Origin of the sequence: Bacillus carboniphilus, from assembly GCF_039522365.1 — a bacterium.
Taxonomy (GTDB): domain Bacteria; phylum Bacillota; class Bacilli; order Bacillales; family JC228; genus Bacillus_BF; species Bacillus_BF carboniphilus.
Genome location: NZ_BAAADJ010000059.1, coordinates 1 through 23,486, shown reverse-complemented (window position 1 = coordinate 23,486; position 23,486 = coordinate 1). Strand labels below are relative to the sequence as shown.

At 37.2% G+C, this 23,486-nt stretch carries 29 protein-coding genes; 7 read left to right on the top strand and 22 right to left on the bottom strand.

The features are described 5' to 3' along the window. The first annotated feature begins 45 nt into the window (after positions 1–45). Positions 46–312 carry a 30S ribosomal protein S20 gene (rpsT, locus tag ABDZ91_RS17385; protein ID WP_343801688.1) on the top strand — a complete coding sequence of 89 codons (267 nt, stop codon included), beginning with the start codon at positions 46–48 and terminating at the stop codon, positions 310–312. A gap of 9 nt (positions 313–321) precedes the next feature. Here the strand turns inward: rpsT and holA are convergent, their stop codons facing one another. Continuing rightward, entirely contained in the window at positions 322–1,356 is a 1,035-nt protein-coding gene (holA, locus tag ABDZ91_RS17380; protein WP_343801685.1) for a DNA polymerase III subunit delta, read from the bottom strand. 341 nt (positions 1,357–1,697) lie between these two features. Between holA and ABDZ91_RS17375 the strand changes: the two genes are divergently transcribed. Next, a complete protein-coding gene (locus tag ABDZ91_RS17375; RefSeq protein ID WP_343801682.1) occupies positions 1,698–1,832 on the top strand; it encodes a YqzM family protein in 135 nt (44 codons plus the stop codon). A gap of 76 nt (positions 1,833–1,908) precedes the next feature. On the opposite strand, the gene ABDZ91_RS17370 is transcribed toward ABDZ91_RS17375, so the two are convergent. The 3 genes from ABDZ91_RS17370 to ABDZ91_RS17360 all read right to left on the bottom strand — a co-directional run bounded on the left by ABDZ91_RS17370 (position 1,909) and on the right by ABDZ91_RS17360 (position 5,340). Then, positions 1,909–4,104, bottom strand: coding sequence for a DNA internalization-related competence protein ComEC/Rec2 (locus ABDZ91_RS17370; protein WP_343801850.1), 2,196 nt, complete (start codon positions 4,102–4,104; stop codon positions 1,909–1,911). A gap of 89 nt (positions 4,105–4,193) precedes the next feature. Continuing rightward, complete coding sequence (locus ABDZ91_RS17365; RefSeq protein ID WP_343801679.1) at positions 4,194–4,652, bottom strand: ComE operon protein 2; 459 nt, start codon at positions 4,650–4,652, stop codon at positions 4,194–4,196. Between the two features lie 46 nt (positions 4,653–4,698). Next, complete coding sequence (locus ABDZ91_RS17360) at positions 4,699–5,340, bottom strand: helix-hairpin-helix domain-containing protein (protein WP_343801849.1); 642 nt, start codon at positions 5,338–5,340, stop codon at positions 4,699–4,701. A 92-nt stretch (positions 5,341–5,432) separates the two neighbouring features. Here ABDZ91_RS17360 and comER point away from each other — a divergent pair, with 92 nt between their 5' ends. After that, positions 5,433–6,254 (top strand): late competence protein ComER, encoded by an 822-nt coding sequence (comER, locus tag ABDZ91_RS17355; RefSeq protein ID WP_343801676.1) that lies wholly within the window; start codon positions 5,433–5,435, stop codon positions 6,252–6,254. Positions 6,255–6,324: 70 nt separating this feature from the next. Here comER and ABDZ91_RS17350 read toward each other — a convergent pair whose 3' ends face one another. Genes ABDZ91_RS17350 through ABDZ91_RS17315 form a run of 8 tightly spaced genes read right to left on the bottom strand, consistent with a single transcriptional unit; the run spans position 6,325 to position 11,388 of the window. Continuing rightward, positions 6,325–7,074 carry a class I SAM-dependent DNA methyltransferase gene (locus ABDZ91_RS17350; protein WP_343801673.1) on the bottom strand — a complete coding sequence of 250 codons (750 nt, stop codon included), beginning with the start codon at positions 7,072–7,074 and terminating at the stop codon, positions 6,325–6,327. Next, the gene (gene rsfS, locus ABDZ91_RS17345; protein ID WP_343801670.1) at positions 7,074–7,427 is read right to left on the bottom strand and encodes a ribosome silencing factor; all 354 of its coding nucleotides are present in this window, start codon (positions 7,425–7,427) and stop codon (positions 7,074–7,076) included. The genes ABDZ91_RS17350 and rsfS overlap by 1 nt, the downstream gene beginning before the upstream one ends. Beyond that, a complete protein-coding gene (gene yqeK / locus ABDZ91_RS17340; protein ID WP_343801667.1) occupies positions 7,428–7,997 on the bottom strand; it encodes a bis(5'-nucleosyl)-tetraphosphatase (symmetrical) YqeK in 570 nt (189 codons plus the stop codon). After that, a complete protein-coding gene (locus ABDZ91_RS17335; protein WP_343801665.1) occupies positions 7,987–8,559 on the bottom strand; it encodes a nicotinate-nucleotide adenylyltransferase in 573 nt (190 codons plus the stop codon). The genes yqeK and ABDZ91_RS17335 overlap by 11 nt, the downstream gene beginning before the upstream one ends. Positions 8,560–8,573: 14 nt before the next feature. After that, a complete protein-coding gene (yhbY, locus tag ABDZ91_RS17330) occupies positions 8,574–8,864 on the bottom strand; it encodes a ribosome assembly RNA-binding protein YhbY (RefSeq protein ID WP_343801663.1) in 291 nt (96 codons plus the stop codon). A 1-nt stretch (position 8,865) separates the two neighbouring features. Continuing rightward, entirely contained in the window at positions 8,866–9,711 is an 846-nt protein-coding gene (gene aroE / locus ABDZ91_RS17325) for a shikimate dehydrogenase (RefSeq protein ID WP_343801661.1), read from the bottom strand. A 22-nt stretch (positions 9,712–9,733) separates the two neighbouring features. Further along, positions 9,734–10,864 carry a ribosome biogenesis GTPase YqeH gene (gene yqeH, locus ABDZ91_RS17320; RefSeq protein ID WP_425541856.1) on the bottom strand — a complete coding sequence of 377 codons (1,131 nt, stop codon included), beginning with the start codon at positions 10,862–10,864 and terminating at the stop codon, positions 9,734–9,736. Next, the gene (locus ABDZ91_RS17315) at positions 10,846–11,388 is read right to left on the bottom strand and encodes a YqeG family HAD IIIA-type phosphatase (protein WP_343801848.1); all 543 of its coding nucleotides are present in this window, start codon (positions 11,386–11,388) and stop codon (positions 10,846–10,848) included. The genes yqeH and ABDZ91_RS17315 overlap by 19 nt, the downstream gene beginning before the upstream one ends. A gap of 658 nt (positions 11,389–12,046) precedes the next feature. Between ABDZ91_RS17315 and ABDZ91_RS17310 the strand changes: the two genes are divergently transcribed. Further along, entirely contained in the window at positions 12,047–12,187 is a 141-nt protein-coding gene (locus tag ABDZ91_RS17310; protein ID WP_343801656.1) for a sporulation histidine kinase inhibitor Sda, read from the top strand. A gap of 113 nt (positions 12,188–12,300) precedes the next feature. Here ABDZ91_RS17310 and ABDZ91_RS17305 read toward each other — a convergent pair whose 3' ends face one another. Then, complete coding sequence (locus ABDZ91_RS17305) at positions 12,301–13,080, bottom strand: phosphatidylserine decarboxylase (RefSeq protein ID WP_425541859.1); 780 nt, start codon at positions 13,078–13,080, stop codon at positions 12,301–12,303. Between the two features lie 137 nt (positions 13,081–13,217). Between ABDZ91_RS17305 and pssA the strand changes: the two genes are divergently transcribed. Then, positions 13,218–13,757 (top strand): CDP-diacylglycerol--serine O-phosphatidyltransferase, encoded by a 540-nt coding sequence (gene pssA / locus ABDZ91_RS17300; RefSeq protein WP_343801648.1) that lies wholly within the window; start codon positions 13,218–13,220, stop codon positions 13,755–13,757. A 92-nt stretch (positions 13,758–13,849) separates the two neighbouring features. On the opposite strand, the gene ABDZ91_RS17295 is transcribed toward pssA, so the two are convergent. Both ABDZ91_RS17295 and ABDZ91_RS17290 read right to left on the bottom strand, forming a co-directional pair. Further along, the gene (locus ABDZ91_RS17295) at positions 13,850–15,643 is read right to left on the bottom strand and encodes a M3 family oligoendopeptidase (RefSeq protein WP_343801645.1); all 1,794 of its coding nucleotides are present in this window, start codon (positions 15,641–15,643) and stop codon (positions 13,850–13,852) included. Positions 15,644–15,813: 170 nt separating this feature from the next. Continuing rightward, complete coding sequence (locus ABDZ91_RS17290; RefSeq protein WP_343801642.1) at positions 15,814–15,954, bottom strand: hypothetical protein; 141 nt, start codon at positions 15,952–15,954, stop codon at positions 15,814–15,816. Positions 15,955–16,134: 180 nt separating this feature from the next. Here ABDZ91_RS17290 and ABDZ91_RS17285 point away from each other — a divergent pair, with 180 nt between their 5' ends. Together ABDZ91_RS17285 and ABDZ91_RS17280 are read left to right on the top strand one after the other, a co-directional pair. Then, on the top strand, positions 16,135–16,284 hold the full coding sequence (locus ABDZ91_RS17285) for a hypothetical protein (protein ID WP_343801639.1): 150 nt from the start codon (positions 16,135–16,137) through the stop codon (positions 16,282–16,284). 216 nt (positions 16,285–16,500) lie between these two features. Next, entirely contained in the window at positions 16,501–17,463 is a 963-nt protein-coding gene (locus tag ABDZ91_RS17280; RefSeq protein WP_343801636.1) for a F510_1955 family glycosylhydrolase, read from the top strand. A gap of 34 nt (positions 17,464–17,497) precedes the next feature. On the opposite strand, the gene sigK is transcribed toward ABDZ91_RS17280, so the two are convergent. From sigK to ABDZ91_RS17245, 7 genes are all read right to left on the bottom strand, one after another. Then, positions 17,498–18,211 (bottom strand): RNA polymerase sporulation sigma factor SigK, encoded by a 714-nt coding sequence (sigK, locus tag ABDZ91_RS17275; RefSeq protein ID WP_343801634.1) that lies wholly within the window; start codon positions 18,209–18,211, stop codon positions 17,498–17,500. Between the two features lie 266 nt (positions 18,212–18,477). Continuing rightward, entirely contained in the window at positions 18,478–18,621 is a 144-nt protein-coding gene (locus ABDZ91_RS17270) for a YrzI family small protein (protein ID WP_343801632.1), read from the bottom strand. A gap of 431 nt (positions 18,622–19,052) precedes the next feature. After that, complete coding sequence (locus tag ABDZ91_RS17265) at positions 19,053–19,307, bottom strand: YrhC family protein (protein WP_343801629.1); 255 nt, start codon at positions 19,305–19,307, stop codon at positions 19,053–19,055. A gap of 178 nt (positions 19,308–19,485) precedes the next feature. Beyond that, complete coding sequence (locus tag ABDZ91_RS17260; RefSeq protein WP_343801626.1) at positions 19,486–20,622, bottom strand: bifunctional cystathionine gamma-lyase/homocysteine desulfhydrase; 1,137 nt, start codon at positions 20,620–20,622, stop codon at positions 19,486–19,488. A gap of 1 nt (position 20,623) precedes the next feature. After that, positions 20,624–21,547, bottom strand: coding sequence for a cysteine synthase A (gene cysK, locus ABDZ91_RS17255; RefSeq protein WP_343801623.1), 924 nt, complete (start codon positions 21,545–21,547; stop codon positions 20,624–20,626). Positions 21,548–21,576: 29 nt separating this feature from the next. After that, positions 21,577–22,269: a 5'-methylthioadenosine/S-adenosylhomocysteine nucleosidase gene (gene mtnN, locus ABDZ91_RS17250; protein WP_343801620.1), complete on the bottom strand. Its 693-nt coding sequence runs from the start codon at positions 22,267–22,269 to the stop codon at positions 21,577–21,579. A gap of 50 nt (positions 22,270–22,319) precedes the next feature. Beyond that, a complete protein-coding gene (locus ABDZ91_RS17245; protein ID WP_343801617.1) occupies positions 22,320–22,964 on the bottom strand; it encodes a class I SAM-dependent methyltransferase in 645 nt (214 codons plus the stop codon). Positions 22,965–23,486 lie beyond the last annotated feature (522 nt).

Below are 23,486 nucleotides of genomic sequence, written 5' to 3'. Positions count from 1 at the left end.
ACGAGTTATGATACAACTCCAAAGTCCGATTAGGAGGTGACTAGCATGCCAAATATTAAGTCAGCTATCAAACGTGTTAAAACAACTGATAAACGTAACGCTCTTAACGCAGCTCAAAAATCTGCAATGCGTACAGCAGTGAAGAAAGTTGAAGCAGCGATCGCTAATAAAGACGTTGAAGCAGCAAAGGCTTCTATCTCTTTCGCAGGCAAGCAACTTGATAAAGCAGCTACTAAAGGATTAATCCACAAAAATGCAGCTGCTCGTAAAAAGTCTCGCTTAGCAAAACAAGTTCAATCACTAAACGCATAAACAGCGCCTTTACAGCGCTGTTTTTTTGTTTCTTATTTGGTGAATTTTTAAGAGTAGTAGTTCAAGGATTAACTCTTTTTCCATTTTCCCCGTTTTCATCTCGTAATCAGCTTGAGCGAATGCTTGCATAATCGCATAAAGTTCATGTTGTTCAAATAAAGCGCTCTGCTTAGAAGCAATTTGAATCCGAAACGGAGCTGCCCCTATAAGAGAAGCCATTTGCTTTTGCCCATATCCTTTTTGCGAATATGACTTCACCTGGTAAATAAGTCTAAACTGAGATGCTAATAATGCCACAATCTTTATCGGCTCTTCTTTTTGTTTTAGTAAGTCTGTTAATATCATAAAGCTTTGTTTTGTATCCTTTCGAACCACTTTATCTACAAACGAAAAAATGTTTGTCTCTAATGATTTGGATACTAATAACTCCACTTCCTCCGCTGAAACTCTATTCTGCTCACCAGCATATAGTGCTAACTTTTCAATTTCCTTATTTAAGGTTGAAAGCTGGGTCCCTCCAAGCTGCATAAGCGTTTCAATTGCCCGTTGATCCATGTGAAGCTTTGCTACATCAACTTGTTCCTTTATCCACTGTTCAAGATGGTAACCTGAGAGTGGTTTTGCCTCTACAACCTCAGCTTCTTTCCTTAATAATTTGGTTAGTTTTTTCCGTTCATCCAGTTTGTCGTACTGCGCATAAATAATAAAAATGGTACTCGGGTTCGGGTCTTTTATGTATTCTTCCAATTGATCTAACGTATGTTCGGGTACATTGTTTTTCTTTTCTCCGGTAAGAAAGAATGGTTTTTCAATGACCACCACTCGTCTCTCACCGAGAAACGGAAGAGTTCGTGCATCGTCAACCGCCGTTTCAACAAGTGTTTCTTCCATATCATACTGTGAATAGTTAAAATCCATATTTTCATCATCTAGTGCATTTTTTAAAATTAAATGTTTCGTTTTATTCATAATAAAACTTTCCGTGCCGCATATTAAATAAATGGGAGAGAACTGCCCTTTTTTGATTTGTTTCCAAACATCCATGTATAATCGTTCCAATCCTTTTTATACTATCGTAAGTAAATAAGTCCAATGGTGCAATACCTAGACTATTATAAGCTATGGACAATTTAAAGTACAAAAGGAATTGGCTAACGGATAAGCCAATTCCCCTTTATTTAAACGCCAATGAAAAAGACCTAGGACCCTCTTTCAGTGGCGGAATCCCATTGTAATATCTAGTTTGACCTGACAGAGATAAAGTATTTGTGTAAACTCTTGTCATATTTAGTAATGTGTTTGTGACAAATCCGTTAACTGGATACAAAGGGTAGATTTTTACCAACCAATAATTTATACTAATATGGAAATAGGAGGGGTAGTAAGTGAATCAGTTTGAGAAGGAAGTTCAAAGCAAACGTAATGACGCTGTAGACTCCGGTGTAGGCTTCATCGTTTCATTCGGATTTTTTGCAACTATGTTCATTATTGCTACATTAGTTGAGTTTTTTGGCCGTTAATCAAGCTAAATGAATAACGAGTAATGAGAGACTACTTTTTTGTAGTCTCTTTTTCGTTCATAACTTTTGCTATATCTTATGGCATTTTCGTCCGGATGGTTCCACCGAAAAAGGGATTTATTTTTATTTGAATGGCACCATTTTCATCTGTTCTCAAGACCTGAATTTCTTCGGTAGCTAATCTCTCTAACACTTCTTTGTGTGGATGACCATACCAATTTTTTCTCCCCACACTTATGAGAGCATAACTGGGATTAAGCTTTCTTAAAAAAATATTCGAAGTAGAGGTATTGCTTCCATGATGACCCACTTTTAATACATCTGCTTTTAGATTTGGATAACGACGGATGATCGTTTGTTCTTTTTCCTTTGATATGTCCCCTGTAAAGAGAAACCCAATATCATGAATCTTAGCTTTGATAACAATTGAACGGTCATTCTCATTTACCTCTTTACCCTCTGGTGATAAAATCTCAAACCTTCCCCCGAGTGTTTCCCAGTAATCTCCTTCTTTCGCATAATGGATGTGAATTCCTTCTGCTTTTGCTTTACCCAGAATATCCTTTTCCAAATCCGAAAAAAGGAGTTTTTTTCCTAACACAAGCTCTGAAATTTTGAACTCCTCCATTAAAAGCAATGTCCCACCTGCATGATCTAAGTCCCCATGAGTAATGATCAGTTTATCTACTTTTGTTATACCAAGACTTTTTAAATAGGGAATTAAAATGGATCTAGCTGCAATATATTGGTCTTCTTCATCCTTCTCCTGGTCCCAATCAGCACCACCGGTATCTATTAGGTAAGTTCCTTTATTTAATGGCATTTGAATTAATATTGAGTCACCTTGTCCAATATCAATCATGGTAACGATTGAATTTACGTTGGGAATGAGCAGGACACTACTTGATAATGTCATTATAAAAACAAAAGCCTTCACATTTGATTTCCTGCCCTCTAATCTCACCATCAAAATGAAAATTCCAATAATGAAAATACACATCTGTATAACAGTGGGTCTTCCTACGGTAATACTTGAAAAGGGTAGCTCATTTACCCATAATGCTAAACGATGAGCTAACGAAATAACGAAATTGAATGAGTCTAAAATAAGTCGTGGTAACTCTCCAATAACAATGGAGAGAATCCCTAATAACCAACTGGAAGGCAAGATGATGAAAGAATATAGAGGAACATACAATAGGTTAAGTAAGACACTAAAAGGAGAAAAAGAATAAAAGTGGTACAAGAGGAACGGTAACGAGCTTAATGTCGCTACAAAAGAAACGATAAAAACTTGCTTCACTGGATTTAATGGCTTGGAAAATACATATTGTATCGAGAGAATCAATGCTGATGAGACCGAATAGGAAAGCTGAAAACCCACACTATAGATTACAAAGGGCTGAATGAAAATCATACTAAAAAAGGCAAGAGAAACAATGTAAATGAGAGGAAAACGGATTTTAAGCAAGTACCCTATCAGCCCAATACACACCATAGAAACAGCACGTGTAACGGAAGATGCGCCACCAGCTATTACTGTATAAAATGGGAAGATTGCAATCAAAAAAATAACAGCCGTTTTACGCGTCATTTTAAACCGGATACATAGCCCTATAAATACAGCAGATATCAAACCTACATGTAAACCTGAGATTGCTAACAAATGAACGATCCCCAAATTTTCGTATGCTTTAAGGACATGACTTTCAATTCCATCCCTATCTCCCAGTAATAAAGCTATAGTTAATTCTTTAGTGGGAGAAGGAAGCCGATCATTTAGAATCTGTTTTATCTGGTCTCGGAGCTGGTGGGTAAAAGTGAAAGAAAAGAAAGAGGGATCAAACAAACAATCAGGTTTATAAATAGTGTTAACTTTAAAAATCCATTGGACCCCTTTTGTTTGAAGGTACTGCCGATAATCAAATGCGTTAAAATTTGTTGGGGTAGGTGGTGAGATGAGGCTTCCTTCGACAGTACACCTCATCCCCGGTTCAATAAAACCTATCGCATTTAGATCTTGAATTTCAATTTGTACTTTATCTCCTGAAGTGGTATTTACAATAGATCTCGCTTTATTTCCCATAACTTCAGGTGACTGATTGAAATAGACTTTTAAGATTTTACTATCCCCCTCCGTCCAACCAGATGATGATTGCATGCTGATCTCGGCTCTGACGGAGAAAACACATATACAAAGGGTCAATAGGAACAAAAAGGGTCTCCTTTTAACAATCAAAAGGAGGATAACCAGAAACCCTACAATCCCCATCACAATGTTGTTTTGACCATAATAGATTAAATGTATTGTTAGTATGGTACATATGCCACACAACAGTATATGGTTTACCCTCATGTTATCTAGTTTGAAAAAGCTGCAACTACATCGTTGTTATCAAGAGTGACTTGCTCTGTTTTCACTCCAGCTTGCTTAAAAAGTTCTATTGCATATGGATGATTCTTATAGCTTTGTGCATAGTACACTGCTTTAATACCAGCTTGAATAATGGCTTTTGAACAATTAAGACAAGGAAAATGTGTTACATAAATTTCAGCACCGTCTGTCTGCACTCCAAATTTCGCACATTGTAATATCGCATTCATTTCAGCATGAATTGTCCTTATACAGTGTCCATCAATCACATAACACCCTTTTTCTGTACAGTGTTCCCCTCCTGCTATGGATCCATTATAACCACCTGCTATCATTCTTTTGTCCCTAACAATCGTTGCACCTACAGCTAATCGTGTACAAGTGCTTCGTAGTGCAAGTAGTTGGCTTTGCGCCATAAAATATTCGTTCCATGTAATTCTACTCATCTATATCAACTCCTAATCAACATTTTTTGCAAAAAATCTTTTTTCGTTACAAGCTTATATCTTCGCGAATCTTCGACAGAATTCCTTCTCCAATTCCTGATATGTTTAAGAGTTCCTCTACAGAAATAAATGGACCATTTTCCTCTCTATATTTAATAATGGCTTCTGCCTTTTTCTCACCTATACCATTTAAAGTCATCAATTCCTGAAGAGTTGCCGTATTAACATTGATGCGGTGATCAGTACTATCTTGTGATGATATCACGGGTGTACTAACTATCTCAATTTCTTCCCCTTGTTCGGGCACATATAGGAGCATTTGGTCCCATACTTTAAGGGCAAGATTTATTTGCATCTGATCCGCCTCTTTTGTAAATCCTCCCGCTTTCTTTACAACATCCTGCACCCGAGAATTTTCCGAAACTTTATATACACCTGGCTTATCCACTGCACCCTTAACATCAACATATACCCATATCTCCTTTTCGGGCAATGACTCCATGTTCTCAGGTGGTACTAACTCTTCATTAGGATGTTCGTCTTCATCTTGTAAGCTTTCTGGAACAATTGTTAAAGCTTGCGTCGTATTCCAGGCTGACTCTTCTTTTTTTTGCATCCAAAAGCCAATGAAAAAGATTAAAAATAATAAAAGGGCGATTATAAATATTCTTTTAGGGCTTTCTAACATGTATTTCAATGATAACACTCCTTGCGTTTTGGTATAAATGGTCAGATTAAAACATAAAGTGAAAGAGACTAAATATGAAGGAGGGGATACGTATGCAAATTGGCGTGATTGGTACTGGCAATATGGGGAGTATACTAGTTGAAGCGATGATAGAAGCAAACGCAGTTTCTCCTTCATGCCTGTCCATTCATAACAGAACCCGTGCAAAAGCTGAAAGACTACAGCATAACTATCCTGAACTTCAAGTATTCGATCATGTTGAAGAGTTGGTTCAAAAGAGTCAATGTCTATTTATTTGTGTAAAACCACATGATATTTTTCCATTACTACAGAGAATAAAACCACACTTAACGACTTCCCACTGTATGATATCCATTACAAGTCCGGTTTCAGTAGAACAACTTGAGCATCAAGTTGACTGTTCTGTTGCAAGAATCATACCAAGCATTACGAACCGCGCATTTTCTGGAGTCTCTTTATTTACATTTGGATCCACCTGTACTCAAGAATGGAAACATCAGTTGTTGGAATTATTTAGAGCTTTTTCGAAGCCTTATGAAATTCCTCAAAATATCACAAGGGTTGCATCAGATATAGTGAGTTGCGGACCGGCTTTTTTTAGTTATTTAACAAGGCGGTTTATTGAAGGTGCAGTTCAGGAAACTGAAATTAACGAGGAAACAGCAACAATTTTAGCCAGTGAGATGTTAGTTGGATTAGGTGAGTTACTCCGACAAGGACATTACACGTTACCTACTTTAGAAGATAAAGTATGTGTAAAGGGTGGTATAACCGGAGAAGGAATTAAAGTGTTGGAAACAGAGCTTGATGGGATATTTGAAAAGCTATTTCAAGCAACCCATGAGAAATTTGGTGAGGATTTAGAGAAAGTATACGAACAGTTCGGTATATAATTCTCCGTAAAAACTCAAACTCCTTCTTAAACTTTAAAAAAGTAAAACAGCCCCTAAAAATAGGTGGCTGTTATTTTTTTGCACAAAAGAATATTCGCTCAGAGGTTTCGTCTGGTTCATTCGTAAAATCAGCTTGAAGAGTGATAGAAGAAAAACCTACAGAAGAAAGCATTTCGTTCCACTCATCGATTGGATATGTTCTTTGTTGATGCCATTCATCGAAGCGCTGATATTCCCCACTTACCTCGTTAAGAACAAAGAAGGTCAGATCATGAGTTACAGACAATGGGTCGTTTCCTTCTTGGCAATTCCAAATATACGTAACATCTTCACCGACTTGATAAAAGGGCTCATTCATCAAAAACTGCTCCATTTTATATGGGGAATGGACATCAATCAAAATCATTCCACCTGTGTTTAAACTCTCGTAGCAGGCTTTAAAAGTGTTGATTACATCTTCTTTAGACAGTAGATAGTTCAATGAGTCGCAAAAAATGGTAATAATATCAACTGGTTCTTCAACCTGTAGAGATGTCATATCCTGATGAAAAAGAGGAATCTTTAATCCTTCGATTTCTGCTTTTTGCCTGGCAATAGCAAGCATAGTTTCGGACAAATCCACTCCCATTACAAGGAAACCGTGTTTTTTTAATCGGATGACTAATTCACCCGTTCCACACCCTACATCGAGGAGAGAAGTTTCTTCATGTGGCTTTTGAATGGAAGTAACATGTTTAATTACGAAATCAACCCATTTATCGTATGGTGCATCGGCCATTAACGCATCATAAACGGTGGCCATATTGATATAATGGCTCATTAAGCCAGCACACTTTCTACCTGAATTGTAGGTGCATCTCCCCACAGACGTTCTAGGTTATAGTAGGCTCTGTCATCTTTCTGGAAAATATGAACAACTACATCCCCAATATCCATAAGAATCCATTTGGCTTCATCAAAGCCTTCTAGTCTTTTAACAGACAAACCTAGTTCATGAACTTGATCTTTAATTTCCCTTACAATGGCTTGTACTTGTCGGTCTGAATTTCCGTGACCTATTACAAAATAATCTGCCATAGGTGATAGCCCTTGCATATTTAATATCATTAAATCATTGGCTTTCTTATCATCAGCAGCTTTTACTACTGTTTTCAACAGGTCTTGAGATTCCATTTAGTTAGACCTCCTATTTAATTGCATATGATTATAAGTTTGAAAAGTATCAGGATAAATTGGCTGATTTTGCCTCATCAGAAATTGAATTGTGTTTTTTAAAGCAAAAATAACTGCTTGATTCAAATCATTCTTGGCAAGCTCTCTCGCCTCATCTACACCAGGAAACTTACGACCAGGTTCGATGTAATCCGCTAAGAAAATTACTTTTTCTAAGTCAGTCATACCAGGTCTTCCCGTCGTATGGGACTTGATGGCTAGTAGAATATCCTCGTCTTCAATGCCAACTTCCCTTTTTACTAAGTATGCCCCGACTGGAGCATGCCATAACTCATGATGGAATTGTAAGAGGTCAGCAGCCATTTTTTCTTGAATAATAATGGAACGCATTTCTTCTTTCGGACGATACTTAGCATAATCATGAAAGATTGCTGCTAATTCTGCCTTTTTTTCATCTACCTGATACAGTTTCGATAATTGTATTGATGATTCCACAACACCTAATGTATGGTTATATCGCTCTTCCTTTAATTGTTTCCGAACAATTTCTAACGCTTTTTTAGGATCCATATATACCGTTCTCCTCTATGTACTCCCTAACTGAATCTGAAACCAGGTAACGAATGGATTGTCTTTTTTGTATTCGTTCTCTGATTTGTGTGGAGGAAAGGTTAATCTCTGGTATATCTAACAGCTTTACTGGGAAGCTTGATTGGTCTGAGTAATTAGGTCTTTTCACACCTAAAAACTGTACCATCTTAACCAATTCTTCTATTTTATACCACTTTGGTAAATATTCAATCATATCTCCACCGATAATAAAATAGAAATCCACATCTGGGTTTTGTTCCCTTAACAACCTCATGGTATCCACGGTATAGGAAGTACCCTCTCTTTTTAGTTCGATTGGCTCCAACTTAAAGCGGGGGTGATTCATGATAGCTAAACGCACCATGTCTTCCCTCTCTCTATTTGATACGTCATCGGTTTTTTGTTTATGAGGTGGAACATTATTTGGCATGAACCAAACCTCATCTAATGAAGCTTGGAATAAGCACTCATTAGCTATAATGAGATGACCAATATGTGGCGGATCAAACGTGCCACCTAAGATGCCAACCTTTTTTACCATAGTCTTCATCCTTTTTATGGTAGGATTATTTGTTTTTTCTCTTTTGATTCCTTGTAGAGTACAATCGTGTTTCCGATTACTTGAACAAGCTCAGCCTTCGCTTGACTAGAAAGTTCTTCAGCAACAGTATCACGGTCATATTCACAATTTTGCAGGATACTGATTTTAATAAGCTCTCTCGCCTCAAGAGCATCCACAATCTGTTTTACTAAATTCTCACTTATTCCACCTTTCCCAACTTGAAAAATAGGGTTCAGGTGATGAGCCTTCGAACGTAAAAATCTTTTTTGTTTACCCGTTAACATTTTAACTTCCTCCTAAGTGTTCCACTAGTGTCTTTTTCATGATGGTCGTATTCGGCCAAACTCCTGTCCACAATTGAAAGGCATACGCAGCCTGGTAAATAAACATATCCAGGCCATTATGGGTCAAGCAACCTTTTTCTTTTGCTTTTACCAGAAGTTTTGTCTCGAAAGGATTATATATAATATCGTAGACAAACGTTCCACTTTGTACCTTATCTAATTTAATTGGTGCCACATCTACTTCTGGTGACATTCCTACTGAAGTTGTCTGTATGAGAATCTCATAAGACTGAAGTTGGCTTTCTGCTTCAGATAAGCTTAATGCATTCGATTGATTACTAGTTGGGTGTGGGCATTCGAATATTAGATTTTGTGCTCTACTTAAAGAACGATTGGTTATATCAACGTGGATAAAACCTTCTGTAAGTAAGGTAAAATAAATCGCCTTCGCTGCTCCTCCTGAGCCAATAATCAACACTTTTTTATTTTCTATTTCACTATCTGAAATAGTTTCTCTCATTCCTTTAACAAAACCAATTCCATCGGTGTTATAACCCACAAGCTTATGATCTTTTTGGACAACGGTGTTAACTGCACCGATTTGTTTAGCAAGGGGGTCAACATCATCTAGAAAGTCCATCACAGCTTCTTTATGTGGGATAGTAACATTAAACCCTCCTATACCCAGTGCCCTCATCCCTTGGACAGCCGCGCCTAGGAATTCCTTCTCTACCTTAAAGGCATGATATCTAGCTTCTATATCATTTAATGAAAAAGCTTGATTATGAATAAGAGGTGAGAGTGAATGTTTAATTGGATTTCCGATCACTCCATATATTTTTTCCATTCCTGACATTCCTTCCCCTACATTAGATAAGCGATTTCCTAATCAGAACAGATACTCCTTTTGGCGCGTATGCAGCTACCTTTACACCTTTTTCTTGAATCGTAACCCATCCTAGACCAGAGAACACAATATCTGTCTTATCTTCTGAAATCATAAATTCGTGTCTTACCAATGGAGGGAATCCCTCTTTACTTTCTTCGTCAGGTGGAGATAACAGTTCACCTAGATGGTTTTTGTAAAGTTCATCTGCCTTTTCAAGTTTCGTCCGATGTATATTTAACTCATTAGAGAAGTAATGTATAAATGAATGCCTTTCACCTTTCAGAAAATCAAGCCTTCCTAATCCACCGTAAAACAGAGTTTGTCCTTCATTCAGCTGAAAAACCCTTGGTTTGATTTCCTTTTTAGGCGTTATCGTTTTCAAATCCTTCTTACCAACTACGTGAGCCATTTGATGACGGTTAATGATTCCTGGAGTATCAATCATATTCTGTTCATCATCAAACGGTATTCTAATGAAATCTAATGTGGTACCTGGGAAGTGGGAGGTTGTAATAACATTTTGTTCGCCAGCCACTTTTTCAATAATTTTGTTGATAAAAGTAGACTTCCCAACATTAGTAGCTCCAACTACGTAGACGTTTCTTCCTTTGCGGAAGTGATCAATTACACCTAGTACCTCATCCATACCCTTACCTCTGTCGGCACTTACTAAAGCAATATCAAGTGGCTTCAATCCCATTTCTTTGGCTTGGAATTTCATCCATTGAATTAGCTTGGAATGCTTTACAGACTTAGGGAGAAGGTCTACTTTGTTTCCAATAAGTAAAACTGGATTATTTCCGACAAACCGTTGAATACCCGTAATCCAACTACCATTGAAGTCGAATATATCTACAATTTTCACAACCAAAGCATCATCTTCACTAATACTATGGAGCATTCTAAGAAAATCATCATCAGTTAGTTCAACATCTTGGACCTCATTATAGTGCTTTAAACGGAAGCAACGTTTACATACAATTTCTTCTTTTTCTAAAGCAGAAGGAGGTGCATATCCCATTTTGTTGGGGTCTTCCGTTTGGATATGAACTCCACAACCAATACAGCTGAAAATTTGTTCTTCTGAATGTGTCACGATTGATCCTCCCATTGGATATAACCTTTTCTTTTTAATATATTTAAAATTCGTCTTTCTATAATTCGGTTAAACCTAGTAAAAAAACCGTCAGATTGAGCAACTGGGACGACTAGTATGGTATGAAACCCTGCTCGATTTCCTCCTAGCACATCCGTTAGTAATTGATCACCAATCACTACGGTTTCTTCCTTTTTAATATTCATACTTGTAACAGCCTTCTTAAAGGCCTTTGTCATTGGTTTTCTTGCCTGATAAATAAATGGTATATGTAAAGGATCTGCAAACAAACGAACTCTTTCCTTTTGATTGTTTGATACGATCGTTACCAAAATGTCATTCTTCTTCATTTCTTCAAACCATTCAATTAAACGGGGGGTTGCATTCGGACGATCCCATTCCACTAAGGTATTATCTAAATCGGTAATGATACCCTTAATCCCTTTTTCCTTCAATCTATCTGGTGTTATCTCAAATATATCCTTAACGTGCTCTGCTGGTAAAAAGTTTGTTAGCACTTTATCCACCTCATTCTTCATGACTTTCATCATCATACCGAATTTTTCCTGTTGTTTCAAAGGTTCCTTTTGAGAACAAATGCGCAAGCGCCTCGATCAGCCCCGACAAGCACAAGACAAGCCGGCGAGAAGGTTGCTTTTTAACCTTCTTGACGGATTGGTTTGTGACCTCGAGCTGCTTAAAGCATCATCTAACGATCATGCTTTAAGCAAGTTATTCGGGAAGTATTTTCAATGAAGAACTGGCTAGGCGCTGGAGCTGGCCGGAGACCCATTTCATGCAAAGTTATACACAAGTGGCGATTTTATAATTTCCTAAACAACAAGAAAGTAACAACAGTGATACTACGTCGATGAAAGCATGACTTTTTTCTTATACTGCTCTTGTTCATATACATTTTTATAGGAAAATCGACTTTAATTCAAATATTTTTCGACAAATTGGTTGGGATTTCAACACTTGTGGAAAACTTTATACACAATATACACATAGTAAAATTGTGGTATTTCGGAATTTACACACAACTTAATAACAGGTTATCCACTGACCTCTGTGGATAACAGAACGCTTGTTCTAAGTTTTTAAATCTGTTAGATTGAATATACACCAAGCAACCTACTAATTTATGTCAAACACTTGGTGAATAGAACCTTATTTCAAAAATCGGGGGTGCTGTTCGTGAAAAAGTTATCCGATCAACTATTACTAGAGTCGTACTACAAAGCGCGAGAACTAAATTTAAGCCCTGAGTTTATTCGCCTCATTGAGACAGAAATACACCGTCGTTCTTTAACCCATCAAATTAAAAAGAGCTCATAATTGACTTCCCACTCTGTTAAAACAGAGTATTTTTTTTGTCAAAATAAAATAGGAGATAAAACACTGGCACTCACTCTAGAAGTGGTCCATGTTCTATCCCTTCTAATCATTAACTATTTAACCCGTCCTATATTGGTTCCCATTAAAACAGGTGTTCCTCTTTTTAAATTCTGGTCTATTTCCATATAACCTTTTGGAAACAATAAAACAACCGAAGAGCCAAATGAGAAGTAACCTAATTCTTCTCCCTTTATCACGTTTTCATTTTTACATGTCCATTCAATACTATTTACAAACATCGCACCTATTTTTACAAGGGCAAATTTCCGTTCCTCATTTTCAAATTCTGAAACTAATCGGAAATTTTTTGACAGAGGGGACTTTCCTAGGGAAATGCCTAGTCGATTTACCGGATACGATTTGCTACCAAGAGAATATGTTGATACGACTTTACCGGCTAAGGGAGAATGAATCCGGTGATAATGAGCTGGACTAAGGTACAATAAAATGAACTTTCCACCTGCATATTCATCTGCCTTTTCTTTGCTACCTAACATTTCTTCAATGGAATAGGGCTTTCCTTTAACCAACATTTGAGTATCAGGTGTAATGTTACCCCAGTCTTCAAGTACTCCATCAACTGGACTAATAATCGTTTTCTCCCCTTCAGTAATGGTTCTAGCGTTATCTTTAAGTTTTCGAATAAAGAACTCTTGGAGAGAAGGGTATGCATCTAGGGGCAGAGAAAGCTCGTCAGAGGAAATATTATACGTTTTCATATATAATGGAATGAGTCTACGACTCCACTTTGATTGTGTAAACTTTTGTAAAATCTTACTTGTAAATGGCCCGTTTGTTAGTTCGATCATGATGCGATATAGTTTTTCTTTAATCAAGTATGTCACCCATTTTCTGATTAGCTATGTTTATGAGAAAAAAATTATCTTTACCTTTCCTCATAAAATTCATACAATAAAGATATTATAATATAATAAACTGGTATCTTCTATATTTTAGGAGAGTGATAATTTTGTTTTTAACCCACGTAATTGATATTACGGTAAAAAAGCTAAAGTCACAAGCTGCAAATCTTATTACACTATCTAATTTATTCCTTGGTTCATTCGCCATTCTATATGTAACAAAGGGACAATTACATCTTAGTTTACTTCTCATTTTTCTAGCTGCCCTCATGGACCGTTTTGACGGGATTACAGCTCGTAAGCTTCAAACAGAGTCAGAGTTTGGTAAACAATTAGATTCGATGTGTGATATTATTTCTTTTGGTATTGCCCCAGCGATGTTGCTATATCAAGGAGTACTGAATGAATTTGGTTCTGCAGGAATGTTTGTAACCATATTTTATATCAGCTGTGGTGCGATTCGATTAGCTCGTTTCAATATTTCTGAGCAACAAGGATATTTTACAGGAGTTCCGATTACTGTTGTAGGCTGTATAGCTACTCTTTTGTTCTTATTAACATCTTTTATTCCAGGAAATGCTTACTTATTTATAATGGTGGTTTTATCTCTTTGTATGGTTAGTCCATTTAAAGTAAAAAAAATGTAGAACGATACCAAGCCCGCCTTTTTGGCGGTTTTTTTATGAACAAAAGGCATAAATAAAAAGCCGACCCACTATGGATCGACTTTTATTACTCATTATTTTGTCATTTCTAAGAAATCTTCTACATCTTTCACCACTGGTTTTATTGCATCCTCCCAGAAATCTTTTTCTGTTAAGTCAACATTTAAATGTTTCTTTGCCAAATCCTCAACAGTCATAGATGCAGTATCTTTTAATAGCGCAATATACTTTTGTTCAAAGCCTTGTCCTTCTTCTAGGGCTCTTTGATAAATTCCCATAGAGAACAAGAATCCGAATGTGTATGGGAAGTTATAGAACGGTACTCCTGTAATATAAAAATGTAGTTTAGATGCCCAGAACAATGGATGATACTCACCCAATGAGTCACAATATGCTTCTTTTTGAGCCTCTAACATAATCTCATTTAAACGATTATAGGATACATTTCCGTTCTTTCTTTCCTCATAGAAACGTGTTTCAAATAAGAAACGTGCGTGAATATTCATTAGTAACGCAACAGAACGTTGTAGCTTATCCTCAAGAAGAGCAAGCTTTTCCTCGTGTGTGCTAGCAGTTTTAACGGAAGCATCACTAACAATTGCTTCAGCAAAAGTAGAAGCTGTTTCGGCTACATTCATCGCATAGCTTTTATTCAAAGGATGTACATCCTTCATAGCATAACTATGGAAAGCATGTCCAAGCTCATGGGCTAATGTTGATACATTCGAAGGTGTACCACTGAACGTCATAAAGATACGAGATTGTCCACTTTCAGGGAAGCCTGTACAGAATCCTCCTGGTCTCTTACCAGGTCTATCTTCTGCCTCAATCCAGCGATCTTCAAAAGCCTTTTGAGTGAATGCCGTTAACTCTTCACCAAAATCTTTAAAGTTTTCAATAATAAAATCGGCACCTTCTTGATAGGTAACACTAGACTCACTAGATCCAATTGGTGCATTTAAATCATACCAATTTAACTTCTCCACCCCTAGTAACTCTGCTTTTCTTTCTAAGTACTTGACCAAGTGTTTCTTGTGTTCAACAATAGATTCCCACATAGCATCTAATGTTTTCTTTTCCATGCGGTTAATGGAAAGTGGTTCTTTTAGAACTTCTTCCCACCCTCTATGCTTATATACCTGAAGGCGGAAACCTGCTAAGTGATTTAGTGTGTTAGACAAATAGTCACCTTGGTCTGCCCAAGCCTTCTCCCAATCTTCAAACACTTGTTTACGGACTTCACGGTCACCGTTAGAGAATTTATTGGATGCCTGTCCAACAGAAAGTAGCTTTGTTTCCCCATTTTCTTTAAAGGGAATTTGAATATTTTTAACGATTTGGTCATAGAACTGACCCCACCCATGATACCCATCTACACTTAAAGAGTTAATAAGTGATTCTTGCTCTAATGAAAGCTTTTCTTTTGCCTTTTGTCTTCTCTCATCCAATACAAAGGCAATCTCAGTAAATGGTGCTTTCTTTAATAATTCTTCCCACACACCATCTTCATATTGAGTTAACCTCTGGTCTAAAGTAGTTAAAGATGTTTGAAACGATGCACTAAGGTTTGTTAACGTTCCTCTCCATTCTACTGCTTTATCATCAGTAGTATCTTGAGCCGTTAAACAACTAATGAATGCTCCTGCTTGTCTCATGCTATAAGCAACTTTTGAAAAAGCTTGAAGAACACCCTCTAAACCTTTAGTTTCTGAAGCACCACCTGAAACCTCTAAAGTCTTTACTTGATCTGAAAAAGACTGAACTTTTCCCTTTAGTTCTTCTATGTATTGTTTAAATTCTTCAGACTTACTGCCTCCAGGGAAAAAGACATCTAAGTCCCATGTTTCTGCGTAAACTGTTTTTGTCAAAACAATCCCTCCCATTGATAGAATTATCTTTATTATAAGATGATTTCTACAAAATTACTAATCATTTATTTCGTAACCCTTATATTTCGTAATACGTTAAAGTGCAAAAAAGGAGGTGGCACTCAGAATAAGCACAACCTCCTGAAAGAATGACTCATGTTTTACACGCTTTAACGGTAACACCACCAACCACCAAAGATTAGCAATAATACAAGCAATACAATCACTAATGCAAAGTATGCTCCACCTGCGTTATACGTGTATACAGGATATGGTGCTGGAGGATAACCGTACGGAAAAGCATATGGCATAGTCGTCCCTCCTATTTAATTTCTCCCTATATAATATGAGACAAACGACTATTATGTTTGGGCATCAAAAAAGTCACAAGTTTATATTATGTAAGATTTCCATACTACACATGGTTCCAGAATTTTCATATAATAATATGTAAAGTTAGAATTTTCAAACTAAAAGAAGGGAGTGTTCCTATGAAGCTAATTGCTATCTGTAAAAAATGTAACGGAGCCGGATCTATTAAATCTTATGGTATGCTTACAAAAAAGTGCCCGATTTGTAATGGAAAAGGCAAGACAACAGTGAAAGTAAAGGATATTAAAAAAGATTATTTATCGAGTTAATCCTCCCCACTCCCCACTTTTATTCTACAAAATTCTCAAATTGTTCACATGATTTTTTGTCCATTTTCGCTTATAGTGGTAGATGCATGGCGATACTAAGAAATGTAGAAGCGAATTTGTGGCTATTGACTACAATCTTGTAAGTACAGAGTTAAGCCATTACATTACACTTAGTAATTGTTAATGCAATCTTAGCTAGTAAGAGGTGTAACACTGATGAGAAAATGGACAATTTTTACTTTTAGCATTCTGTTCCTTGCCTCCTGTTCGGCAGACGACAGTACTCCAAAGGAGGACACACAACAGGAAACCATAGAAAACTCTGAAGAATCCAACCAACCATTTTTAGTTGAGACGGATGAATTAACGATAGAACATGTTCATGGAATTGGATATAACGATGAAAATGAACTCCTGGTTGCTACACATAACGGAATTAAAGTTTATCGAGATGTATCTGCTTCCTGGTTTGAGACCACGAAAAACCTCCATGATTATATGGGCTTTCAAGTGACGAAGGACGGCTTTTATTCAAGCGGTCACCCTAATAATGACTCATCCTTAAAAGATCCTCTTGGACTCATTAAGGCTGACCAATACGGAGAGGAACTTAACCTTATTAAATTCCACGGAGAATCCGATTTTCATTTTTTAGGAGCGAGTTATTCTGGTCAAGATGTCTATATCATCAATGAACAGGCAAATTCATCACTAAACACAGGCTTCTACCATTCTTCAGATGGAGGAGGGGACTGGAATAAACCCATTATGGCAGGTTTCGATGCGGATACATATGGCATGATAGCTGTACACCCTTCTAACGGAGAAATGGTTGCTTTAGCAACCAGAGAAGGTCTCTTTGTTTCCGAAAATGCTGGAGATACCTTTTCTAAATGGACGGAAGGTATGATTACAGCCCTTGCTTTTTCGGAAGAGGAAATAATTTATGCAACGGTTAGTGATGAGGGAGATATTGGACTTCACAGTTTCAATTTGAGTAATAAAAAATCCACCCCATTACCCATTCCATACTTGGATTATGATAATCCTATTACTTACATTGCGGTTTCTCAACAAAACCCAAACCAATTCTCCATAGTTACCTATGACCCAGATATCCTTCAAACAACAGACCGTGGAGAAAACTGGAAGCCTTTAATACAAGATGGAAAAATGTAAGAATATGAAAAGGGCTGCATCGGCAGCCCTTTTTCTATTTACCCTTTTTTTCTTTTTCAGCACGGTAAAACTCATGAAACATTTTCATAAGTGCTCTCTTCTCAATTCTAGAAACATAGCTTCTTGAAATACCTAGTTCTTTTGCTATTTCTCTTTGTGTCTTTTCCTTTTGAAGATCAAGGCCAAAGCGTCCAACAATCACTTCTTTTTCTCGCCCATCCAAGACATCAATATATTCCTTCACTTTTTCAAGCTCCATATTTAACTGGATGGTTTCGATTACGTCTTCTGATTCAGATTTTAAAACATCAATTAAACTGATTTCATTTCCTTCCTTATCCTGACCAATAGGGTCATGTAAAGAAACATCTTTTTTCGTTTTCTTTAGTGCACGAAGGTGCATAAGTATTTCATTTTCAATACAACGAGCAGCATAGGTAGCAAGCTTTGTTCCCTTGCCTTCCGAATAACTTTCGATAGCTTTGATTAAACCAATGGTTCCAATTGAGATGAGATCCTCAACATCCTCGCCAGTATTTTCAAATTTTTTTACAATATGAGCCACTAGCCTTAGATTATGCTCGATTAACAGGTTTCTGGCTTCCTCATCCCCTTCTGCCATTTTGCGTAAGTATTTCCTTTCTTCACTAGCAGATAAGGGCTGTGGAAAGGCATTATTTTTCACATAAGAAACAAGAAAAATAAGCTCCTTCATTAAGTAGGACAATGCTGCTATGATACCAGACATTCCGTCACCTCTCCTCTAAGACATTCGCCTATAACCTATAAATATGTTTTTATTTCAGTTTTGTGTCTGTCCATTAAAAGAAAGAGTCTGGTATTACCATCCATTTGTAGGAAATAATGACTATGTACTTAAAAATAAAAGAGCAGCTTCCCGTGAAGCTGCTCTTTAGCTAAGCTGTATCCATCTCCATAAGAATTCCAAACTTTAAAAATGTAAAACCAATCATTAAAATCTCTCCTCTCTTCTCTTTTTATTATTGTTGTTGATTAACCAATACGGGTAAAATGTTCAAGGTAACGATATTTCATTTCATCGTAGATTTCTTGAACTTGTGCTTCACGTCTGTACTGTTCCACGGTTTTTTTACGCTTCTGAACAGTAATCGTAAAGAATAAAAATTGAAATGTCATGACGGGTTTCCTCCTTCTATCTTTATTTGAGATTATGGTTTGATTTGATCTACACACGTTTTTAGGCATAAAAAAGCGCAGGAAAGTTTCCCCGCGCTTTAATGAGACCCATATATGGGCACAAAAAAGCCGCAAGGATACGTAGTCCCTGCGGCGTTATAGTCATATTGTGTAGACATAACCAATTACAAACTTATACCGAGGTCGATTACGTAAGGTGTTTCATATGAAATTGTAGTTCCAATTTTGAAGTTAACTAACTTTTTCATGTCATTCGACCTCCTTTTCTTAATCTCCATTGCTAATTATATACACATGAGTACCGTTTGTAAACCACTTTTTTCCTAAAAAAATAAAAATTGGTTAAATAACCTGTTTTTAACGGTTTATAATGCCAAAAAAAGAAGCCAACATTTGTTGACTTCTAACCGTTAATTATTTATATTTTGTTCTTCCTCTAATTGAAGAAGAGTACTTTTACAACGTTTAGCGTATAGTAAACTGGCTGTTGCAGCTACAATCATAACAAGAGTACCTACCATGAGCAATGTTAACACAAACTCAGTTTTTTGAATGGTAGGGATTACAGCTCCGAAATAGAAAAAACCACTAACAGCTAACAATATATAGGCAAACCTTTGATAATCCTCAACTTTCCCTTGAAGATCTTTCATCTGTTTTTTCATATCCTTCACCTACCAGTAGAAAAAAGTTCTATTAAAATCATAACATAGTAGGCTAGAATTCTCTCTTGTAATAAAAGGAAGAACTAGAAAGGTTTTCACTTAAAAACAAGGCTACAAGTTGAGTCGGAACCTGTAGCCTTGCTTATTTTAGTTAATTTTACTTCTCACTTAGAACAGATTATAATTCCAATGCTTGTTTCAAGTCTTCGATTAAGTCCTCTACATCTTCAAGACCTACAGAAATTCTAACCAGACCATCTGTAATCCCTAACTCTTGGCGTCGCTCAGGTGGAATCGAAGCATGAGTCATCTTAGCCGGTACCGAAATTAAGCTTTCAACAGCACCTAAACTTTCAGCCAAAGTAAAGTACTTAATCTTAGCTAACAACTTGTCTGCTGCTTCTTCACTACCAACGTCAAAAGATAACATCCCACCAAAACCACTTCCTTGTTTTTGTGCAATCTCATGGTATGGATGGCTAGGTAATCCTGGATAGTAAATCTTCTCCACTTTTGGATGTGTAGATAAAAACTCTACTATTTTATTCGTATTTGTTTCATGCTCTTCCATTCTTACACCAAGTGTTTTTATTCCTCTTATAAGAAGCCATGAATCTTGTGGTCCTAATACCCCACCAGTTGAATTTTGAATAAAATGAAGATCTTCTGCTAACTTGTTATCATTCACAACCACTAAACCTGCCACAACATCACTATGACCGCCTAAATACTTTGTTGCACTATGAAGGACAATGTCTGCTCCAAGTTTGATAGGATTTTGCCAATACGGAGTGGAGAACGTATTGTCTACAATAGTTAATAGGTCCTCAGATTTCGCCCAATTCGATACTGCCTCAATATCTGTAATTTTAAGTAGAGGGTTCGTAGGTGTTTCAATATAAAGTGCTTTAGTATTAGGTTTTAACGCTTTCTTTATGTTCTCTACATCACTTGTGTCAACAAAGGTAGATTCTATTCCAAAACGATTTAATACCTTATTCATAACTCGGTAGGTCCCACCGTACACATCATCGGTTAATATGATATGGTCTCCTGAGTTAAATAGCATAACAGTTGCAGTAATGGCTGCCATCCCCGATCCAAATGCAAATCCAGCTACACCACCCTCAAGATCTTTTATGAGTTCCTCAAGAGCATGTCTTGTTGGATTCCCTGTTCTAGAATATTCATAGCCTTTATGCTTCCCTACTGCTTCTTGTTTGTAAGTACTTACTTGATAAATCGGGACCGACACTGCTCCTGTTTGTTCATCCCCGACAATTCCTCCATGAATGAGTTGGGTTTTTTTCCTCATCCTAAATCCCACCTTCATATATTTTTTTACTAAGATATCTTTCACTACTATCAGGAAAGATCGTTACAATGTTTGCTTCAGTGTGAAGGTTCTCTGCTTCACGCAAGGCTGCACAAAGGGCTGCTCCCGATGAACTTCCTACTAATAGCCCTTCTTTTCGTGCTAATTCCTTTACAGCTCTAAAGGCAGCTTCGTCGTCAACAGTATGAATAGCATCAAATAGGTTTTTGTCCATGTATTCAGGGATAAATTCCATTCCGATCCCTTCTGTTTTATGAGGGCCAGGCTCTCCCCCATTTAATATCGATCCTTCTGGCTCAACAATCACCGTTTTAATTTTTGGATTTTGTTCTTTTAGAAATTGTGATGTCCCCATAAAAGTTCCACCCGTTCCGGCACCCGCTATAAATATATCTATCTCTCCATTAAGTTGAGACCAAAGCTCCGGTCCGAGAGTTTTATAGTAGGTTTCTGGGTTTGCAGGGTTAGCAAACTGGCTTGGTGAAAAGGAATTTGGCGTTAATTCACTTAACTCCTTTGCTTTTTGAATAGCTCCCCTCATCCCTTGTTCTGTAGGAGTATGAATAATCTTGGCCCCTAAAGCCTTCATCAGTTCCTGTTTTTCAACACTGAATTTTTCCGGAACACAAACGATGACTTGATACCCTTTATTCAGAGCAGCAAGAGATAAGCCAATCCCTGTATTTCCAGCTGTTGGCTCGATAATCGTCCCCCCTCGTTTCAGTAACCCCTTTTTCTCCGCATCTTGTAAAAGCCCCATTCCCAAACGGTCCTTGATACTTCCTCCAGGGTTATAAAACTCTAATTTAGCGAAGAGTCTTACACCTTTCGGCAAAGAAAATTGAGTAATTTCAACAACAGGGGTATTCCCGATTAACTCATGTACATTTTTATAAATGTTCAATGATTTCACCTCTTACTGCACATTTGTCCTTAAATCTCTTTGATGATATTCACTATTAGTTCTGCTGAATGCTTTGCAGCTTTATCGAGGAATTGTTCAAATGAAACATTAGACTCCTGACCAGCGATATCTGAAAGTGCTCGAATGATTAGAAATGGCACTCCAAACAAATGAGAAACTTGTGCAATCGCTGCTGCTTCCATTTCAGAAGCTTGTAAAGCTGGGAACTTTTCTCTAACGAATCGCACTCTCTCAGGGTCGTTCATAAACGAATCACCTGTTGCAATTAGACCCTTAACAGTTTGAACATCCTTCATATTTTTAGCTACTTTCTCAGCAATCGTAATGAGTCTTTCATCCGCAACAAAAGCGGCTGGAAGACCCGGTACTTGACCATATTCATAATTAAAAACAGTCACATCAACGTCATGGTGACGAACTTCAGTTGAAATGACTAAATCTCCAACCTCAAGCTCAGGATTAAAACCTCCAGCAGAGCCAGTGTTTAAAACAAAATCTGGTTTATATATTTGTAGTAAAAGCGAAGTGGACATGGCTGCATTTACTTTTCCAATACCTGATTTGGACAGAATGACCTGAACACCTTCTAGAGTACCTTCTGTAAACTCACAACCTGCTACATTTAACACAGTTGTATCTGTCATTCTTTCTCTTAATATAACGACTTCTTCTTCCATTGCTCCGATAATTGCTACTTTCATTACTAATCCCACTTTCTACTCAAGTTTTTAAACAAAAGAGAGGTGTTACCTTAATCCTTCACTTTCGTTGCATCAAGGATCCAAACAAAATCATTAAGCTGAGTAAAATGAACCGTAAAGCCAGTATCCTCAGCTATCCTTTTTAAGTTTGGTATCGTTGTATAATACTCGGATAATAAATCCTCTGCTAGGCGATTATACCCTTTTTCTTTCGCTTCTTCTATTATTGTAGTAAAAGCACGATCCGATTCAAACATAGTATCAGCGAATACAACTTTCCCCTGTTTTTTTAAAAGGCTCGAGTATATGTTGAAAGCTTTCTCTTTCTCCTCATCGGTTAAATGATGAAAAGCATAACTACTTACAATGGTAGTAACGTCTTTCTCTAAAGGAAATGTTAAGAAGTCGCCCTCTTTTATCGGAATATGCGCAGGAAGTTTTTGTTTTGCTACCTTTCTCATCTCCGTGGATGGCTCAATCCCTACAACATCATAACCTTGGTCAAATAAAACTTTAGTTAAGTTACCTGTCCCTACACCAAATTCCAAAACTTTTCCATAGGAACGATTGGCTACTTCACTTAAGATTTGCTCATAGTTTGAAAAAACCTCTACATACTGGGGATCCTTACCTATAACTGCTTGATCATAATCTTTTGCCCACTCATCAAACAAGTCTAAAAATTCCCGTCCCACTATATGCACCCCTAATCTATATAATTCCTATGAGTATACTATGAATTAAAATAAAACTTGTTAATACTTTAACACAATTTAATGGTAGCTACAATGGAAATCGTTTATGGTTTTCTTGAAAAAATGGTCGAAATTTCACTCTTTAGGTCCGGGATTGCACCTTTAGCCCGGGAATTGCGCCTTCCGCCCGAGAATTGCACCTTTAGCCCTGGAATTGCACCTTCCGCCCGAGAATTGCACCTTCAACCCGATAATTGCACCTTCCGCCCGAGAATTGCACCTTCAACCACGGAATTGCACCTTCAGCCCAAGAATTGCACCTTCAACCCGATAATTGCACCTTCCGCCCGAGAATTGCACCTTCAACCCAAGAATTGCACCTTCCGCCCAAGAATTGCACCTTCAGCCCAATAATTGAGTCAAGTCCATAATATTGTGTAAAATTGATTACAAGTATCAACCAGCTTTGTATTGGTAATGTGTATGATTTTGATTTGGTTTGGAAGGGGCCCCTTCCAAACC

Coding starts and splice junctions, on each gene's coding strand:
- rsfS (WP_343801670.1), bottom strand. CDS start 7,427: ATGGAATCTCAAGACCTGTTGAAAACAGTAGTAAAAGCTGCTGATGAT.
- yqeH (WP_425541856.1), bottom strand. CDS start 10,864: ATGGGAGGATCAATCGTGACACATTCAGAAGAACAAATTTTCAGCTGT.
- ABDZ91_RS17365 (WP_343801679.1), bottom strand. CDS start 4,652: ATGAGTAGAATTACATGGAACGAATATTTTATGGCGCAAAGCCAACTA.
- yhbY (WP_343801663.1), bottom strand. CDS start 8,864: ATGTTAACGGGTAAACAAAAAAGATTTTTACGTTCGAAGGCTCATCAC.
- sigK (WP_343801634.1), bottom strand. CDS start 18,211: ATGTCTGGTATCATAGCAGCATTGTCCTACTTAATGAAGGAGCTTATT.
- comER (WP_343801676.1), top strand. CDS start 5,433: ATGCAAATTGGCGTGATTGGTACTGGCAATATGGGGAGTATACTAGTT.
- ABDZ91_RS17370 (WP_343801850.1), bottom strand. CDS start 4,104: ATGGGGATTGTAGGGTTTCTGGTTATCCTCCTTTTGATTGTTAAAAGG.
- ABDZ91_RS17270 (WP_343801632.1), bottom strand. CDS start 18,621: ATGACATTTCAATTTTTATTCTTTACGATTACTGTTCAGAAGCGTAAA.
- holA (WP_343801685.1), bottom strand. CDS start 1,356: ATGGATGTTTGGAAACAAATCAAAAAAGGGCAGTTCTCTCCCATTTAT.
- ABDZ91_RS17260 (WP_343801626.1), bottom strand. CDS start 20,622: ATGAGGAAAAAAACCCAACTCATTCATGGAGGAATTGTCGGGGATGAA.
- ABDZ91_RS17290 (WP_343801642.1), bottom strand. CDS start 15,954: ATGCCATATGCTTTTCCGTACGGTTATCCTCCAGCACCATATCCTGTA.
- ABDZ91_RS17285 (WP_343801639.1), top strand. CDS start 16,135: ATGAAGCTAATTGCTATCTGTAAAAAATGTAACGGAGCCGGATCTATT.
- ABDZ91_RS17315 (WP_343801848.1), bottom strand. CDS start 11,388: ATGAAGAATGAGGTGGATAAAGTGCTAACAAACTTTTTACCAGCAGAG.
- mtnN (WP_343801620.1), bottom strand. CDS start 22,269: ATGAAAGTAGCAATTATCGGAGCAATGGAAGAAGAAGTCGTTATATTA.
- ABDZ91_RS17280 (WP_343801636.1), top strand. CDS start 16,501: ATGAGAAAATGGACAATTTTTACTTTTAGCATTCTGTTCCTTGCCTCC.
- ABDZ91_RS17350 (WP_343801673.1), bottom strand. CDS start 7,074: ATGAGCCATTATATCAATATGGCCACCGTTTATGATGCGTTAATGGCC.
- ABDZ91_RS17335 (WP_343801665.1), bottom strand. CDS start 8,559: ATGGTAAAAAAGGTTGGCATCTTAGGTGGCACGTTTGATCCGCCACAT.
- aroE (WP_343801661.1), bottom strand. CDS start 9,711: ATGGAAAAAATATATGGAGTGATCGGAAATCCAATTAAACATTCACTC.
- yqeK (WP_343801667.1), bottom strand. CDS start 7,997: ATGGATCCTAAAAAAGCGTTAGAAATTGTTCGGAAACAATTAAAGGAA.
- ABDZ91_RS17265 (WP_343801629.1), bottom strand. CDS start 19,307: ATGAAAAAACAGATGAAAGATCTTCAAGGGAAAGTTGAGGATTATCAA.
- rpsT (WP_343801688.1), top strand. CDS start 46: ATGCCAAATATTAAGTCAGCTATCAAACGTGTTAAAACAACTGATAAA.
- ABDZ91_RS17360 (WP_343801849.1), bottom strand. CDS start 5,340: ATGTTAGAAAGCCCTAAAAGAATATTTATAATCGCCCTTTTATTATTT.